Here is a 15668-nt window from a genome sequence, read left to right on the forward strand (position 1 = left end):
CACGGACGCGGACGCGGAAACGGGCTCGCGGTCGTGGGCAGCCTGAACATGGACCTGTCCGTCACCGTCGGCAGGCTGCCGCGCCCCGGCGAGACCGTCTCCGGCACCGACGTGGTGCGCGGCGCCGGCGGCAAGGGCGCCAACCAGGCGGTGGCGGCGGCCCGGCTCGGGGCGCGGGTCCGGATGGTGGGGCTCGTCGGCGCCGACGCGTACGGCGACGAACTGCTCGACGGACTCACCGCCGAGGGCGTCGACACCGCAGCGGTACGCCAACTGCCGCACGCGGCCACCGGGTTGGCGCTGATCGTCGTCCAGGGCGGCGGCGAGAACACCATCACCCTCTCGCCCGGTGCGAACCACCGCCTCGACCCCGAGGTGCTCGGCGAACTGAGCCGCACCGCTCCCCCCGGCCCCTCGGACACGGTGCTGCTGCAGCTGGAGATCCCCCTGCCGAGCGTGCTCGCGGCCGCACGGGCGGCACGTACGGCGGGCGCCCGCGTCGTGCTCAACGCCGCTCCGCTCCCCCGACAGCCTTCCGTTCTGGCCGACTTGCTGGCGTACGTGGATGTCCTCGTCGTCAACGAGAGCGAGGCACAGGGGCTGCTCGGCGGGCCGCCGGGTCCCGACGGCTGGCTCGGCCACGCCGGCCGGCTGCGCGGTCTCGGCCCGGGAACGGTGGTGATCACCCTGGGCGCGGCGGGTGCCGTCGCCGTGGACGGGACGCACCGGCATACCCAACCCGGCTTCCCCGTCGAGGCGTTGGACGCCGTGGGCGCGGGTGACGCGTTCTGCGCGGAGCTGGCGCACGCACTCGGAGACGGGGCCGCGCTGCAGGCCGCGGTGCGCCGAGCCTGCGCGGCCGGCGCCCTCGCGACCACCCGGCCCGGCGCTCAGGCCGCGCTCCCCACCCGCGCGGAAGTCGACGCCCTGCTGACCCGCGTACCCCCTGCCAAGGACCCCACGGACCCTAGGGACCGTATGGAGCCCAAGGCCCCCAAGAGCCCCGAGGACACCAAGAACTCCGCGGAGGAGCCCCATGCGTCCTGACGGTCTGTGGCACCCGCGCCTCCTGCAGCTCCTGGCGGCGCTCGGGCACGGCGATCTGCTCGTCGTCGCCGACCCGGGACTGCCGGTTCCCGCCGGGGTGGAAGTCGTCGACCTGGTGTGGCGCAGGGGCGACCCGCCGTTCCTTCCCGTACTCGAAGCGGTACTCGACGAGCTGGTCACCGAACACGCCACGATCGCCGAGGAGGCCGCGGACCCGGCACTCCTGGCCGGGTTCCAGCGGCTCCTGTCCCCGGTCGCCGTGGACCGTGTCCCGCACACCGTGCTCAAGTCCCGCACCCGCACGGCCCGCGCGGTCATCAGAACCGGCGAGGCCACCCCGTACGCCAACGCGGTGCTCCGCGCCGGCGTGCCCTTCTGACCCCGCCCGGCGCGGGAGCCGAGCGCTGCCCGCACCTCACCGCCCCCGCACTGCCCGCCCCCACCGGAAGGCCTACGCAATGAAGCGCATGTCCGCTCCCGCCCTCGCCCTCCTCCTGGGCGCCGCCACCGCCCTGACCGCCTGCGGACAGGAGGGCGACGGCGCCACCGCCGGGAAGCCGGGGGACGGTGGCCGCCCCACCGTGTGCCTGGTGATGAAGTCGCTCGGCAACGAGTACTTCCAGGTCATGCAGAAGGGCGCCGAGGCCCATGCGAAGAAGCGCGGCGACCTGGAGCTGAAGGCCAGCGGCATCCAGAACGAGACCGACATCGACGGGCAGGTGGCGGCGATCAACCGCTGTGTCACCGACCAGGCCGACGCCCTGGTGATCGCGCCCGCCGACTCCCGTGCCCTGGTGGCGCCGCTGCAGCGCGCCGAGAAGCAGGGCCTGAAGGTCATCAACATCGATGTGAAGCTCGACGACGGCGCCCTGGAGGCGGCCGGCATGAAGGTGCCGTTCGTCGGGCCCGACAACAAGGAGGGTGCGCGCCTCTCCGGTGCGGTCCTCGCCGACAAACTCGGCAAGGGCGCCGAAGTGGTGCTCCTGGAAGGCAATCCGGGCGCGGACAACGCGCAGCAGCGCGCGGCCGGTTTCCGTGCGGCGGCCGCGGCGGGCGGCCTGAAGGTGGTCGACTCCAAGACCGCGCACTGGGAGACGGACGAGGCGTACAACGTCGTCGGCAATCTGCTCACCGCGCACCCGGGCATCAAGGGCGTGCTCGCCTCCAACGACTCGATGGCCCTCGGCGCGCTCAAGGCCATCGACGCGAAGAAGGCGCCGGTGAAGGTGGCGTCCTTCGACAACATCGAGGCGATCAGGCCGTACGTGAAGAAGGGCCGGGTCGTCTCGACGGTCGACCAGTACGCGGCGCGGCAGGCCGCCGACGGTATCGACCAGGCCATGAAGGCGGTCGGCGGCGAGGATCCCACCGGCTGGGTGAAGACCGACGTGAAGCTCATCACCGCCGACGACCTCGGCTGACGAGGCCCACGGTGACCGAGAGCGCACGGCACGAGCCCGGCCCGGCCCCCGGGGGCGCTGCCGTCCTGACCGCCGATGCCGTCTCCAAGGCGTTCCCGGGCGTGGTCGCCCTCGACCGGGTCCGGCTCGACCTGAGACCCGGCGAAGTGCACGCCCTGCTCGGCGAGAACGGCGCGGGCAAGTCGACCCTCGTCAAGATTCTCGCGGGGATCCAGCCGCCCGACGCCGGCACGCTGCGGCTCGGCGGCGAGCCGTACGCGCCGGGGGACGCGGCCGCCGCGATGCGCGCGGGCGTGCAGGTGGTGCACCAGGAGTTCCATCTGCTGCCGCATCTCACGGTCGCCGAGAACCTCTTCCTGCAGCGGCTGCCGCGGCGCTTCGGCCTCGTCGACCGGCGCGCGCTGCACCACCGTGCGGAGGAGCTGCTTGCCGAAGTCGGCCTGGATGTGAGGCCGCAGACCAAGGTGGAACGGCTCGGCATCGCGCAGATGCAGCTTCTGGAGATCGCCCGGACGCTGTGGCAGCGCTGCCGGGTCCTGGTCATGGACGAGCCCACGGCCACGCTCACCCCGCGCGAGGCTCAGCGCCTTTTCGCGCTGCTCCGCCGGCTCACGGCGCGCGGCACGGCGGTCCTGTACATCTCCCACCACTTGGAGGAGGTCTTTGAACTCGCCGACCGGATGACCGTGTTCCGCAACGGCCGGCATGTGGTGACCAAGGACGTCGCGGGCACGGACACCGCCGAGGTGATCCGGCTGATGGTGGGCCGCGACCTGGAGCAGGAGTACCCGCCGTACGTTCCGCGCGATCCGGGTCCCGAGCTGCTGCGGGTGCGGGAGCTGCGGCCGCGCGGCGGCGCCCCGGTGTCGTTCGCGCTGCACGCCGGTGAAGTGGTGGGCGTGGCGGGCCTGGTGGGCTCGGGACGTACGGAAATGGTGCGGGCCCTGTTCGGCGCGGACCGTCCGCTCGGGGGCCAGGTCCTGGTCAAGGGTCGGCCGGTGCGGATCCGGGGCCCGCGGGACGCGGTGCGGCACGGGATCAGCCTCCTGACCGAGGACCGCAAGGGTCAGGGCCTCGTCCTGGACATGCCCGTCGGCGCCAATGTCTCGCTCGCCGCGACCGGGAAGGTGGCCCGCGCCGGGTTCCTGCGCAGGGCCGAGGAGGACCGCCTCGCGCGCGCGGCGGTCGAGCGCCTTCAGGTGCGGACTCCCGGTGTGCGTACGGTCGTCGGCACCTTGTCGGGCGGCAACCAGCAGAAGGTCGTCCTCGGCCGCTGGCTGCTCGCGGGCACGGATGTCCTGGTGGTGGACGAGCCGACGCGCGGCATCGACGTCGGGGCGCGCTACGAGATCCACAAGCAGCTCGTCGACCTCGCGGCCGAGGGCAAGGCGCTCCTTGTGGTCTCCTCCGATCTGCCCGAGCTCCTCGGTGTCTGCGACCGCGTCCTGGTCTTCTCGCGCGGCCGGATCGCGGGCGAGGTGACCCGCGCCGACTTCGACAGCTCCCGCGTCCTGGCTCTCGCGTACTCCGGATACACGAACTCCGGCCAGACGAACGGCACTTCCGCAGGCGACGGCACGAAGGGTGACCCCGAATGACCTCCGCTCCCCCGCTACCGTCCCTGGAACGGCGCCCGACCGCGGGCTCCGTCGCGCGCTCGGCGATGGGCGAGGCCGGTACCGGTGTCGCCCTGCTCGCCCTGGTGGCCGTCTTCACGCTGGCCGCGCCCAAGTTCGCCACGGCGGGCAACCTCACGAACATCGCCACCGAGATCACCCTCAACACCATGCTCGCGGTGGGCCTGACCTTCGTCATCCTGGTCGGCGGCATCGATCTGTCGGTGGGCTCGGTGATGGCCCTGTCGGCGGTGGTGGCGGCCGATCTGCTGACCCGCAAGGATCTGTCGGTGACGACCGCGGTCGCCCTGGCCGTCCTGGTGGCGGTGGCGGTCGGCATGGGCTGCGGCCTGGTCAACGGCTTCGTCTCGGAGCGCTGGCGGGTCCCGTCGTTCATCGTCACGCTCGGCATGCTCAACGTGGCCCGAGGCGCGGCCCTCGAGTACACGAACGCCAAGACGCGCTACGACTTCCCGCAGGGCTTCAGCCGCTTCGGCACCTCCACGCTCCTCGGTATCCCGTCGCTGTTCTGGATCGCCCTCGTCATGGTCGCGGTGGGCCATCTGGTGCTCACCCGCACGGTGTTCGGGCGTCTGGTCTTCGCGATCGGCTCCAATGAGGAGGCGGTACGCCTGTCCGGGCACCGCACCTCGGTGGTGAAGGTGGCCGTGTTCGTCATCGCCGGGTTCGCCGTCGGTATCGCCGCGATCACCTATATGGCACGCCTGAACATCGCGTCACCGATCCTCGGCGGCGGCTACGAACTCAGTGCCATCGCCGCGGTGGTGATCGGCGGAGCGTCGCTCTCGGGCGGCAAGGGCTCCATGATCGGCACACTGCTCGGGGCCTGCCTGCTCGGCGTACTGACCAACGGCCTGCTGCTGATGGGGGTTTCGGACTTCCAGCGGCAGATGATCACCGGCGGCGTGATCATGGTGGCGGTCGTGATCGACCACTACCGCGACCGACTGGCGGCGCGCCTGGGCTGATCAGGCACTGCTCAAGCACTGTTCAGGCACTGCCCAGGCACCGCTCAGGCGGTGCGGTACGCGTCACGCAGGCGGGACTTCACCAGCTTGCCGGTCGGGGTGCGCGGCAGCCGGTCGGTGAAGTCGACGGTACGCGGCACTTTGTAGCGGGCGATGCGGGAGCGTACGAACTCCTGTAGTTCGGCGGCGAGTTCAGGCCCGGGAACACTGCCGACCGCGACCTGCACCACGGCCGTGACCGACTCGCCCATCTCCGAGTCGGGCACCCCGATCACGGCGACGTCCTCGACCGCGGGATGGAGGACCAGGACGTCCTCGATCTCCTGCGGGTAGATGTTCACACCGCCGGAGATGACGGTGAAGGCCCGCCGGTCGGTGAGGAAGAGATAGCCGTCCTCGTCGACATGGCCGATGTCGCCCGTGGTGGTCCAGTGGGGGTGCTCGGGGTGCTGCGCCTCGGCGGTGCGGGCCGAGTCGTTGTGGTAGCGGAAGGGCAGTTCCTCGCGCTCGAAGTAGACGGTGCCGGTCTCGCCGGGCGCGAGTTCCTTGCCGTCGTCGCCGCAGATCCGCAGTGTGCCGAGGAGTTCGGCCTTTCCCACGGAGCCGGGCTTGCGCAGCCACTCCTCGGGGCCGATGAAGGTGATGCCGTTGCCCTCGGTGGAGGAGTAGTACTCGTACAGGACCGGTCCCCACCACTCCATCATCCGCTCCTTGACCTCGCGGGGGCAGGGCGCGGCGGCGTGGATGGCGACGCGCAGCGAGCTCATGTCATGGCGTGCGCGCACCTCTTGGGGCAGTTTCAGCATCCGTACGAACATGGTGGGCACCCACTGGCTGTGCGTGACCCGGTGGCGTGCGATCGCGGCGAGCGCACCCTCGGCGTCGAAGGAGTCCATCAGGACGAGGGTGCCGCCGGTGGCGGTGACCACACCGGCGAAGCGCAGCGGGGCCGCGTGGTAGAGCGGCGCGGGGCACAGGTACACGGTGTCCGTGCCGAAGCCGTACATGGGCTGGAAGAGCAGCGTGTACGTGCTGGGCTCGGTGCGGACATCGCCTTCGGGCAGCGTCGGCTCGATGCCCTTGGGCCGGCCCGTGGTGCCCGAGGAGTAGAGCATGTCGACGCCGCGCGGCTGGTGCCGCGGCGGCTCGGGCGAGGCGGCGGCGAGGGCGCGCTCGTACGAACCGGCCCCCGACTCCTCGTCGAAACCGAGCCGGATCGCGGGACCGTGCGCCAACTCCACGACATCAGCCGGGAGGTGACCGAGCCCGCCGGAGTGCACCAGGGCCTTCGCGCCGCAGTCCCGCACGATGTACGCGGCCTCGTCGGCGGTGAGGTGGTGGTTGACGGCGGTGAGGTAGAGGCCGGAGCGCAGAGCCGCCCAGTACACCTCGACCATCCGCGGATCGTTGCCGCTGAGCACGGCGAGGTGGTCGCCGGGCCCCAGGCCCGCGCCGCGCAGATGGTCCGCGAGCCGCAGCGAGCGCTCTTCGAGCTGTCCGTAGGTGAGGGTGCGGCGGCCGTCGGCCGTGACGACGGCCGCCTTGTCGGGGTCGTACGCTCCCGGATACATGGGCCGACGGTATGGATGGCCCATACAGCCGGTCAAGGCGTACGACAGCTGCTTTTTGACGCTACGTCAGACCATGGGGCGCGGCCGCTACGGCGCGACGAACTGCACATCCAGGGCGATCTTGACGACCTCGCCGAGCAGTCCGGGCGCGAAGTCCAGGCCGTACTCGCTGCGCCGGATCTCCCCGGTCGCCTCGAACCCGGCATGCCGGCTGCCGTCCATCGGCACGTCCACGAGCCCGCCGAACTCGACGTCGAAGACGACCGGCCGGGTGACGTCCCCGATCGTCAGCTCGCCCTCCATGGTCCAGTCGTCACCGGCGCCCGCGAGCCGCGTCGAGCGGAAGGACATCGTGGGCCGCTTCTCGACGTCGAGCAGGTCCGACGCCCGCACATGCGCGTCCCGGTCAGCGTTGCCGGTGTCGATGGAGGCGAGGGCCACGGTCGCGGTGACGGAACTCGTCTCCAGGGTGTCGCCGATGACCAGTGCGGCGTCGAGGTCGTTGAAACGGCCGCGCACCTTGGCGATGCCGAGATGACGGATGGTGAAGCCGACGGCGGAGTGCAGCGGGTCGAACGCCCAGCGTCCGGCGGACAGCGGCAGGGCGACGGAGGCGGTTGCCTCGGCAGAGCCAGGCGTGGCGGCGGAGCCAGGCGTGACGGTGGAGGCAGGTGCTGCGGCGGCGGTGTGTGCTTCGGAAGTCATGTCCCCAACCTGCCTTCCGGCCGCCGCCGCAGGAAGGCCGCGCTGAGGCTGGTAGTGACAGGGCCACCCTGAGCGCGGGCACCGGCCGTACGATCGCCGGGTGAGCGACAACGAACTGGGCGCCTACCTGCGCGCGTGCCGGGAGTCCGTGACCCCGGCCGAGGTCGGCCTGCCGCCCGGCCGGCGGCGCCGCACCCCGGGCCTGCGCCGCTCCGAGCTGGCCATGCTGGCGGGGATCAGCGTCGAGTATCTGGCCCGCCTGGAGCAGGGCCGGGACCGGCATCCGTCGGCGCAGGTGCTCTCCGCGCTGTGCGAGGCGCTGCGGCTGCCGCTGGAGGCCCGCGCACATCTGCGGCTGCTCCTGAAGTCGCAGGAGGGGCACTTCATGTGCGGCGTGGCGCCGTCCCCCGCGGCCCGCGAGGTGCGGCCCACGGTGCTCGCGCTGCTCGCCCGGCTCGAACCGACCCCGGCCGTCGTCCTCAACCTCCTCGGCGAGGCCGTCGCCCGCACCGAGGGCTACGCCCGGCTCATGGGCCCGCTCGGCGCCCTCGACAGCGATCCGCCGAGCCTGCTCCGCTACGTTCTCACCGACCCGCGCGCCAAGGACGCCTACTCCGACTGGGAGCGCGTCGCCGACAACCAAGTGGCGTCTCTGCACTACGAGTTGACGCGGACCGATCCCCATGTGGCCGATCTGGCCCAGGAGCTGACCATCACCGCGGGTACCCCGTTCACCGACAGGATCGGCGCCCCCACGCGCCCGCTGCCCCGCACCGGCGTCGACCGCCTGGTCCATCCCGACGCGGGTGAGCTGCGCCTCGCGTACGAGACCCTCGACCTCCCGGAGGCCGACGGCCAGCGCCTGGTCGTCCACCTCCCCGCGGACGACGCCACATCAACGGCCCTCGACCGCCTTCAGGGCCGCCGCCCCGGGACGCTGCGCGCGGTGGGTGGCTAGGTCTTCCGGGGTTTCCTTGGGGCCTCGGAGTGGGTCATCGGACGGTGACCGTGTAGATGAAGTATTCGGGGTTCGTGCCGGGACTGCTGGTGGCGGTGGGGACCGGCCTGGTGGGGGCAGCCGTGGGCAGGGCGTCGGGGTTGTCCCGCGTCGGGAAGCAGGACTTCAGCGGGCAGTGGATGAGCTTGATCTTCGTGGTGCCCGCTTTGACGGCCTTGAACTCGAAGGTGCGGGTGCCGTCTCCGCCGCCGTCCACGCCGGGGTCGCCGGCCTCGGTCTCCTCGACCTCCCCCGTGCGCCGCACAACCGCGCTGTCAGGGTGGGGACTTACCAGGTAGAAGTCCTGGGCCATGGCGGGGTTCGCGGGCACGGACAGGGCGAACTCGTCGCCGGCGTCGACCTCGATGGACCGCTCGTCGACCTCGTAGGCCTCGGGGCCGAACAGACCACAGCCGGTCAGGGCCACGGCGGCGAGCGGCAGGAACACTGCGGCGGCGAGCCGGCTGCGCATCACAGACCTCGGGTATCCGTTCACGTCAGGCGGCGGGCATGGGGAACGCGTCGGCAGGAATGTGACAGGGGGCGGTGACATGCCCACAGCGGCCGTCACCGCCCCCCGCACAGTTCCCTCAGGGCCCGGCCACCCGAGGCCGTGCCCGGCTCAGCGGCGCCCGGCGGTCCGTGTGGCCCGCAGCCACTCCTTGTTCATCGCGGCGATCGACGGGAGCGGGATGCCCTTGGGGCAGGCGGTGGCGCACTCACCGGCGAGGGTGCAGCCGCCGAAGCCCTCGGCGTCCATCTGCCCGACCATGTCGAGGACCCGGGTCTCACGCTCGGGCGCGCCCTGGGGCAGCACGTTGAGGTGGTTGACCTTGGCCGAGGTGAACAGCATCGCCGAGCCGTTGGGGCACGCCGCCACACAGGCGCCGCAGCCGATGCACTCGGCGTGCTCGAAGGCGGAGTCGGCGTCGGGCTTGGGCACCGGAGTGGCGTGCGCCTCCGGGGCCGAGCCGGTGTTGGCGGAGACATAGCCGCCCGCCTGGATGATCCGGTCGAAGGCCGAGCGGTCCACCACCAGGTCCTTGACCACCGGGAAGGCGGAGGCGCGCCACGGCTCGATGTCGATGGTGTCGCCGTCCTTGAAGGACCGCATGTGGAGCTGGCAGGTGGTGGTGCGCTCGGGGCCGTGCGCGTCGCCGTTGATGACGAGGGAGCAGGCGCCGCAGATGCCTTCGCGGCAGTCGTGGTCGAAGGCGACCGGGTCCTCGCCCCGCACGATGAGCTCTTCGTTGAGGGTGTCGAGCATCTCCAGGAAGGACATGTCGGACGAGATGCCGTCGACCTCGTAGGTGGACATGGCGCCTTCGGCGGCGGCGCTTCGCTGCCGCCAGACGCGCAGGGTGAGCTTCATCAGGCGTAGCTCCGTTGCGTGGGGTGGACGTACTCGAAGACCAGGTCTTCCTTGTGCAGGACGGGAGCGTCACCGGTGGCCGTGAACTCCCAGGCGGCGGCGTAGGAGAACTCCTCGTCGCGGCGCTCGGCCTCGCCGTCGGGGGTCTGCGACTCCTCGCGGAAGTGACCGCCGCAGGACTCCTCGCGGTGCAGGGCGTCGAGGCACATCAGCTCGGCGAGCTCCAGATAGTCGACGATGCGGTTGGCCTTCTCAAGGGACTGGTTGAACTCCTCGCCGCTGCCCGGGACCTTGATGCGGCGCCAGAACTCCTCACGGATCTGCGGGATGCGGTCGAGCGCCTTGCGCAGGCCCTCCGCCGTACGCCCCATGCCGCAGAACTCCCACATCAGCTCGCCGAGTTCACGGTGGAAGGAGTCGGGGGTGCGGTCGCCGTCGACGGCGAGGAGCAGATGGAGACGGTCCTCGGTGTCGGCCACCACTTCCTGGACGGCGGGGTGTGCGGCGCTCACCTCGTCCTTGTGCGGGTTGCGGGCCAGATAGTCGTTGATGGTGGACGGCAGCACGAAGTAGCCGTCCGCGAGGCCCTGCATCAGGGCGGAGGCGCCGAGCCGGTTCGCGCCGTGGTCGGAGAAGTTGGCCTCGCCGATCGCGAACAGGCCCGGGACCGTGGTCTGCAGGTCGTAGTCGACCCACAGGCCACCCATCGTGTAGTGCACGGCGGGATAGATCCGCATGGGCACCTCGTACGGATCCTCGTCGGTGATCCGCTGGTACATGTCGAAGAGGTTGCCGTACTTGGCCGCCACCGCCTCGCGGCCCATCCGTGCGATGGCGTCGGCGAAGTCGAGGTAGACGCCCTGACCTCCCGGGCCCACACCCCGGCCCTCGTCGCAGACGTTCTTGGCGGCCCTGGACGCGATGTCGCGGGGCACGAGGTTACCGAAGGAGGGGTAGACGCGCTCCAGGTAGTAGTCGCGCTCGTCCTCGGGGATCTTGTTCGGCGGGCGCTCGTCGCCCTTCGCCTTCGGCACCCAGATCCGGCCGTCGTTGCGCAGCGACTCGCTCATCAGGGTCAGCTTGGACTGGTGGTCGCCGGTGCGCGGAATGCAGGTGGGGTGGATCTGCGTGAAGCAGGGGTTCGCGAAGTACGCGCCCCTGCGATGGGCCCGCCAGACCGCCGTCGCGTTGGAGTTCATGGCGTTCGTCGACAGATAGAAGACATTGCCGTAGCCGCCGGACGCGAGGACCACGGCGTCCGCGAAGTACGTCTCGATCTTCCCGGTGATCAGATCGCGGGCGACGATGCCGCGGGCCCGGCCGTCGACGACGATCAGATCGAGCATCTCGGTGCGCGGATGCATCTCGACGTTGCCGGCGGCGATCTGCCGCGACAGCGCCTGGTAGGCGCCGAGCAGCAGTTGCTGCCCCGTCTGGCCGCGGGCGTAGAACGTACGCGAGACCTGGACGCCGCCGAAGGAGCGGGTGTCGAGCAGTCCGCCGTACTCGCGGGCGAACGGCACGCCCTGCGCCACGCACTGGTCGATGATCTCGACGGAGATCTGGGCGAGCCGGTGCACATTGGACTCCCGCGCGCGGAAGTCACCGCCCTTGACCGTGTCGTAGAAGAGCCGGTGGACGGAGTCGCCGTCGTTGCGGTAGTTCTTCGCGGCGTTGATGCCGCCCTGCGCGGCGATGGAGTGGGCACGGCGCGGTGAGTCCGAGAAGCAGAACTGCACGACGTGGTAGCCCTGTTCGGCGAGCGTGGCGCCCGCGGAGCCGCCCGCGAGGCCGGTGCCGACCACGATCACGGTGTGCTTGCGGCGGTTGGCCGGGTTGACCAGCTTGGCCTCGAAACGGCGGGTGTCCCAGCGCTCGGCGATCGGCCCCGCGGGCGCCTTGGTGTCGGCGACCGGCTCCCCGGTGCGGTACGAAACGTAGGAACTCATTCAGCTCACCACTCCGGTCATGACGGCTACGGGTACGGACACGAAGCCCACGGTCAGCAGCAGGGCGAGGCCGTTCGCCGCGGTCTTCAGGGCGCGGTCACGGGTGGCGTTGCCGACGCCGAGGGTCTGCGCGGCGCTCCAGAAGCCATGCCGGATGTGGAAGCCGAGTGCGGCCATCGCGACGATGTAGATGACATTGCCGTACCAGGTCTGGAAGGTCGCGACGACGTTCTGGTACGCCTCGCCGTGCACACCGTGGGGGTTGACGGTCAGGGTCGTCAGATCGAGCAGATGCCACACGATGAACAGGCCGAGGATGATGCCGCCCCAGCGCATGGTGCGGGTGGCGTAGCTGGTACGCGGCTTCTTGTGCACGTACTTCGTGGGGCGGGCCCTGATGTCACGGCGGCTGAGCTGGTACGCGGAGACCGCGTGCGCCACGACCGCGGCGACCAGGACGATCCGGACCAGCCACAGCGTCCACTCGTAGTGCATGAAGGGCTCGCCGACGACGCGCAGCCAGTGCGCGTACCCGTTGAACTCGTCGGTCCCGAAGAAGATCTTGAGGTTGCCCAGCATATGGACGACCAGATACAGGAGCATGATCAGGCCGCTGACGGCCATCACGGTCTTCTTGCCGACGGTCGAGTCCCAGAGCGGATGCTTCTTGGACGGCCGTCGTTCCGTCCGCGTTGCCAGTGCCATGGACAGAGACGCTAGAGGCCAAGGGCCCGAGAGGTCCAAGACATGGTGCAGCTCATTCCCATAGCCTGCGCCTATCGAGGATCTATCCTGGCCCCATGCAGTTCCAGCAGCTCCAGTACTTCGTGGCGGTGGCCGAGACCCGGCACTTCACCCGCGCCGCCGAGCAGGTCCATGTGGCGCAGCCCTCGCTGTCCCAGCAGATCCGTTCCCTGGAACGGGAGTTGGGCGCGGAACTGTTCAGCAGGGCCCGGGGCAATATCGCGCTCACGGACGCGGGCGAGACACTGCTTCCGCTCGCCCGGCGCATCCTCGCGGACATGGACACGGCCCGGCAGGAGGTCCAGGAGCTGGGCCGCCTGGAGCGCGGCCGGATCCGTCTGGGGGCGACGCCCAGCCTGTGCACGGGCCTGCTGCCCGATGTCCTGCGCGACTTCCACGACCGCTATCCGGGTATCCGGCTGCTCATCGAGGAGGGCGGCTCCCACGACCTGGTGCGCGAACTGGCCCGCGGCGCACTGGACTTGGCGCTGGTCGTGCTGCCCCTGCCGAGCCCGTCGCCGGCCCTGACGACCCTGGAGCTGCTGCGCGAGGACCTGGTGGTGGTCTCATCGCCGGATGCGCCCGCGCCGGGCCGCGGCCGTTCCGTGCGCATCGCCGATCTGCAGAGCGAGCGTCTTGTGATGTTCCGGCACGGCTACGACCTGCGTGAACTGACGGTCGCCGCCTGCCGCACGGCCGGTTTCGAGCCGGACTTCGCGGTGGAGGGCGGCGAGATGGACGCGGTGCTCGGCTTCGTCCGCGCGGGCCTCGGCGTCGCGGTCGTCCCCCGTATGGTCGCGACCCGCGCCGGCCGTGATCTGCGGGTGACCCCGCTGACCCGGCCGGGCCTGCACCGCACCATCGCCCTCGCCCACCGCAGCGATGTGGCACCACCCAGGGCGGCAAGGGAGCTGCAGCGGATGCTGCTCCATTAGCCCGTCCGGCGTTTGAGGACGAGCCCGCAGGGCGATGTAGCGGCGACCGAGCCGACGGTACGCATCACCGTGACGGGCGCGGGTCGCAGTCACGAACAACGCCTTACCCCGTCGCATCCACCAGCGCCAGCGTGTGCAGCCGGTCCGGCGGACCCGGACGGGCGTAGTACCAGCCCTGCGCCGTGTCGCAGCCCAGATCACGCAGCTGCTCGGCCTGCGCGCCGGTCTCCACGCCCTCGACCGTGACCGACAGGTCCAGGCTGTGGGCGAGCGAGACGACACCTTCGACGATCTTCAGGTCGACCGGGTCCACCGGATAGCGCTGCATGCCCTGCGTGAAGGAACGGTCCAGTTTCAGGACGCTCACGGGCAGGCGGCGCAGATTGGCGAGGTTCGAGTAGCCGGTGCCGAAGTCGTCGAGCGCGATGTCCACGCCCATCTCGGCGAGCCTGCGCAGCGGTTTGAGCAGGTCGTCGTCCGCGCCGATGAGCGCGGACTCGGTGACCTCCAGGCAGAGCGCGCCGGGTTCGAGCCCGATCCGCTCCAGGATCTCCACGGTGTCGGCCACCAGGCCCGGATGGTGCAGCTGGACCGGCGACAGATTCACATTGATCCGCAGCGGTCCCGCGTCGGCGTGCTTGACCTGCCAGTCGCGGGCCTGGCGTACCGCCTCCTCCAGGACCCAGCGGCCGAGCGGCACGATCAGGCCGGTGTGCTCGGCGAGCGGGATGAACCGGTCGGGGCCGAGCACGCCGTGCTGCGGATGCGTCCAGCGCACCAGCGCCTCGGCGCCGCTGACACTGCCGTCGGCGAGGTGTACGAGCGGCTGGTACTCGATGAAGAACTCGCCGCGCGCCAGCGCCGTGGGCAGGGCCGTGGTCAGACCGTGCCGGGTGATGGTGCGGGCGTCCACCTCGGGGTCGGCCAGCTCGAAGCGGTTGCCGCCGGCCGACTTGGCGCGGTACATCGTGATGTCGGCGCTGCGCAGCACCTCCGCGGGGCTGCGTTCGCCAGCCGGCCCTTCGACGATGCCGATGGAGCCGCGCACGGAGATCTCGCGGCCCTCGATCCGGATCGGGATGGAGAGCATGCTCAGGATCCGCCCCGCGAGGTCGTCGACCTCGCGTTCGGTGTCGGGTCCGGTGGTGAGCGCCACGAACTCGTCGCCGCCCAGGCGCGCGACCATCTCGCCGGGTGCGGTGGCGCAGGACTGCAGCCGGTCGGCGACCTCGACGAGCAGCCGGTCCCCCGCGGCGTGGCCGAGGCTGTCGTTGATGGCCTTGAAGCCGTCCAGGTCGAGGTAGCACAGGCCGTAGCGCATGCCCTCGCCACCGGCCAGGGCCTTCTCCAGGCGCTCGAAGAACAGGGTGCGGTTCGGCAGCCCGGTGAGGGCGTCGTGCGTCGCCTCGTAGCGCAGGCGCAGATTGAGCAGCCGGCGCTCGGTGGTGTCCTCCATCAGCGCGAGCTGGTACTGCGGGCGGCCCTCGGCGTCCCGCAGCAGGGACACGGTGAGGTTGGTCCACAGGACGGTGCCGTCGTGGCGGTAGTACGGCTTCTCGACGCGGTAGTGCTCGCGGTCGCCGCGCACCAGTTCCTCGTAGAGCCGCCACACCTGCGGGGCGTCGTCGGGATGCGTCCAGTCGCTGACGTTGCGGCCGCGCAGCTGCTGCTCGAGGCCGCCGCCGAACATCCGCGTGAGGGTGTCGTTGACCTGCAGGATGGTGCCGTCCAGATCGGCGATGCCGATACCGACCGCGGCGCCCTCGAAGACGGCGCGGAAGCGGGCCTCGCTGGCGTGCAGCGCGGCGGCCACGGCGTGCCGGGCGTCGAGGGCGGCCCGCGATATGGCCTCCTGCTCGGCGAGGGTGCGCTCGCGCAGGGCCTGCGCGAAGCCCGCGGCCATGGCGTGCTGCAGGCGCGCGCTGCGGGTCCTGAGTTCGTCCTGCTCGCGCTGGTCGTCCTCGTGGCCGCAGTAGAGGACCAGATAGGCGTCGACGACGTCGAGGGTGCGGCTGAGCGCCTCGGGGTCGGTGCAGTGCACCCCGATGAGGGCCGCTCCGACCGCCTGCCCCTCGGCCGCGTCGAAGGTGCGGGCCGCGAGGGCGTCCCGCAACCGCCGCGCGAGCGGCACCAGTTGCTGCTCGAACTCGGGGCGGGTCAGCGAGGTGGCCGTGGCGGGGAAGACCGCGCGGCTCCATATCGTGGCGAACCGCCGCAGTCTTCCCTCGGGCCCGTCCGGCGCCGCGCTCATTTCGGTCACGCGCGCTCCCGATGGCTCGCTGCTCCGCCCCTGCGGCGCACTCCTTGGGCCACGGGGCGTCC

At 71.1% G+C, this 15668-nt stretch carries 14 protein-coding genes; 7 read left to right on the forward strand and 7 right to left on the reverse strand.

Annotated features, from left to right (window positions below; all coding sequences use genetic code 11):
* Positions 1–33 precede the first annotated feature (33 nt).
* The 5 genes from ACFQVC_RS36120 to ACFQVC_RS36140 all read left to right on the forward strand — a co-directional run bounded on the left by ACFQVC_RS36120 (position 34) and on the right by ACFQVC_RS36140 (position 5073).
* Entirely contained in the window at positions 34–1047 is a 1014-nt protein-coding gene (locus ACFQVC_RS36120; RefSeq protein WP_381838724.1) for a ribokinase, read from the forward strand.
* Complete coding sequence (gene rbsD / locus ACFQVC_RS36125; RefSeq protein ID WP_381838726.1) at positions 1037–1426, forward strand: D-ribose pyranase; 390 nt, start codon at positions 1037–1039, stop codon at positions 1424–1426. The genes ACFQVC_RS36120 and rbsD overlap by 11 nt, the downstream gene beginning before the upstream one ends.
* An 88-nt stretch (positions 1427–1514) precedes the next feature.
* The gene (locus ACFQVC_RS36130) at positions 1515–2468 is read left to right on the forward strand and encodes a sugar ABC transporter substrate-binding protein (RefSeq protein WP_381838727.1); all 954 of its coding nucleotides are present in this window, start codon (positions 1515–1517) and stop codon (positions 2466–2468) included.
* A gap of 11 nt (positions 2469–2479) precedes the next feature.
* Positions 2480–4066 (forward strand): sugar ABC transporter ATP-binding protein, encoded by a 1587-nt coding sequence (locus ACFQVC_RS36135; RefSeq protein ID WP_381838729.1) that lies wholly within the window; start codon positions 2480–2482, stop codon positions 4064–4066.
* Complete coding sequence (locus ACFQVC_RS36140) at positions 4063–5073, forward strand: ABC transporter permease (protein WP_381838731.1); 1011 nt, start codon at positions 4063–4065, stop codon at positions 5071–5073. Before ACFQVC_RS36135 ends, ACFQVC_RS36140 begins: the two co-directional genes overlap by 4 nt.
* A 44-nt stretch (positions 5074–5117) precedes the next feature.
* Here the strand turns inward: ACFQVC_RS36140 and ACFQVC_RS36145 are convergent, their stop codons facing one another.
* Both ACFQVC_RS36145 and ACFQVC_RS36150 read right to left on the reverse strand, forming a co-directional pair.
* Positions 5118–6644 (reverse strand): acyl-CoA synthetase, encoded by a 1527-nt coding sequence (locus ACFQVC_RS36145; protein WP_381838733.1) that lies wholly within the window; start codon positions 6642–6644, stop codon positions 5118–5120.
* A gap of 87 nt (positions 6645–6731) precedes the next feature.
* A complete protein-coding gene (locus tag ACFQVC_RS36150) occupies positions 6732–7349 on the reverse strand; it encodes a YceI family protein (RefSeq protein WP_381838735.1) in 618 nt (205 codons plus the stop codon).
* A 100-nt stretch (positions 7350–7449) separates the two neighbouring features.
* Here ACFQVC_RS36150 and ACFQVC_RS36155 point away from each other — a divergent pair, with 100 nt between their 5' ends.
* A complete protein-coding gene (locus ACFQVC_RS36155; RefSeq protein ID WP_381838737.1) occupies positions 7450–8307 on the forward strand; it encodes a helix-turn-helix domain-containing protein in 858 nt (285 codons plus the stop codon).
* A 34-nt stretch (positions 8308–8341) separates the two neighbouring features.
* Here ACFQVC_RS36155 and ACFQVC_RS36160 read toward each other — a convergent pair whose 3' ends face one another.
* The 4 genes from ACFQVC_RS36160 to ACFQVC_RS36175 all read right to left on the reverse strand — a co-directional run bounded on the left by ACFQVC_RS36160 (position 8342) and on the right by ACFQVC_RS36175 (position 12372).
* Positions 8342–8818 (reverse strand): protease inhibitor I42 family protein, encoded by a 477-nt coding sequence (locus ACFQVC_RS36160; RefSeq protein ID WP_381838858.1) that lies wholly within the window; start codon positions 8816–8818, stop codon positions 8342–8344.
* 150 nt (positions 8819–8968) lie between these two features.
* Positions 8969–9718, reverse strand: a complete 750-nt coding sequence (locus ACFQVC_RS36165) for a succinate dehydrogenase/fumarate reductase iron-sulfur subunit (protein ID WP_381838739.1) — start codon at positions 9716–9718, stop codon at positions 8969–8971.
* Complete coding sequence (locus ACFQVC_RS36170; RefSeq protein ID WP_381838741.1) at positions 9718–11667, reverse strand: fumarate reductase/succinate dehydrogenase flavoprotein subunit; 1950 nt, start codon at positions 11665–11667, stop codon at positions 9718–9720. The genes ACFQVC_RS36165 and ACFQVC_RS36170 overlap by 1 nt, the downstream gene beginning before the upstream one ends.
* A complete protein-coding gene (locus tag ACFQVC_RS36175) occupies positions 11668–12372 on the reverse strand; it encodes a succinate dehydrogenase (RefSeq protein WP_381838743.1) in 705 nt (234 codons plus the stop codon). It lies immediately after the preceding gene.
* 95 nt (positions 12373–12467) lie between these two features.
* On the opposite strand from ACFQVC_RS36175, the gene ACFQVC_RS36180 reads away from it, so the two are divergent.
* A complete protein-coding gene (locus ACFQVC_RS36180) occupies positions 12468–13346 on the forward strand; it encodes a LysR family transcriptional regulator (RefSeq protein ID WP_381838745.1) in 879 nt (292 codons plus the stop codon).
* 103 nt (positions 13347–13449) lie between these two features.
* On the opposite strand, the gene ACFQVC_RS36185 is transcribed toward ACFQVC_RS36180, so the two are convergent.
* The gene (locus ACFQVC_RS36185) at positions 13450–15597 is read right to left on the reverse strand and encodes a putative bifunctional diguanylate cyclase/phosphodiesterase (protein ID WP_381838860.1); all 2148 of its coding nucleotides are present in this window, start codon (positions 15595–15597) and stop codon (positions 13450–13452) included.
* Positions 15598–15668 lie beyond the last annotated feature (71 nt).

It is taken from the genome of Streptomyces monticola (assembly GCF_042665355.1).
GTDB lineage: Bacteria > Actinomycetota > Actinomycetes > Streptomycetales > Streptomycetaceae > Streptomyces > Streptomyces monticola.

Bases quoted from the DNA above. Each gene is read 5' to 3' on its own strand.
- ACFQVC_RS36140 (WP_381838731.1), top strand. From the start codon at position 4,063: ATGACCTCCGCTCCCCCGCTACCGTCCCTGGAACGGCGCCCGACCGCG.
- ACFQVC_RS36180 (WP_381838745.1), top strand. From the start codon at position 12,468: ATGCAGTTCCAGCAGCTCCAGTACTTCGTGGCGGTGGCCGAGACCCGG.
- ACFQVC_RS36130 (WP_381838727.1), top strand. From the start codon at position 1,515: ATGTCCGCTCCCGCCCTCGCCCTCCTCCTGGGCGCCGCCACCGCCCTG.
- ACFQVC_RS36175 (WP_381838743.1), bottom strand. From the start codon at position 12,372: ATGGCACTGGCAACGCGGACGGAACGACGGCCGTCCAAGAAGCATCCG.
- ACFQVC_RS36165 (WP_381838739.1), bottom strand. From the start codon at position 9,718: ATGAAGCTCACCCTGCGCGTCTGGCGGCAGCGAAGCGCCGCCGCCGAA.
- rbsD (WP_381838726.1), top strand. From the start codon at position 1,037: ATGCGTCCTGACGGTCTGTGGCACCCGCGCCTCCTGCAGCTCCTGGCG.
- ACFQVC_RS36145 (WP_381838733.1), bottom strand. From the start codon at position 6,644: ATGTATCCGGGAGCGTACGACCCCGACAAGGCGGCCGTCGTCACGGCC.
- ACFQVC_RS36170 (WP_381838741.1), bottom strand. From the start codon at position 11,667: ATGAGTTCCTACGTTTCGTACCGCACCGGGGAGCCGGTCGCCGACACC.
- ACFQVC_RS36160 (WP_381838858.1), bottom strand. From the start codon at position 8,818: ATGCGCAGCCGGCTCGCCGCCGCAGTGTTCCTGCCGCTCGCCGCCGTG.
- ACFQVC_RS36185 (WP_381838860.1), bottom strand. From the start codon at position 15,597: ATGAGCGCGGCGCCGGACGGGCCCGAGGGAAGACTGCGGCGGTTCGCC.
- ACFQVC_RS36150 (WP_381838735.1), bottom strand. From the start codon at position 7,349: ATGACTTCCGAAGCACACACCGCCGCCGCAGCACCTGCCTCCACCGTC.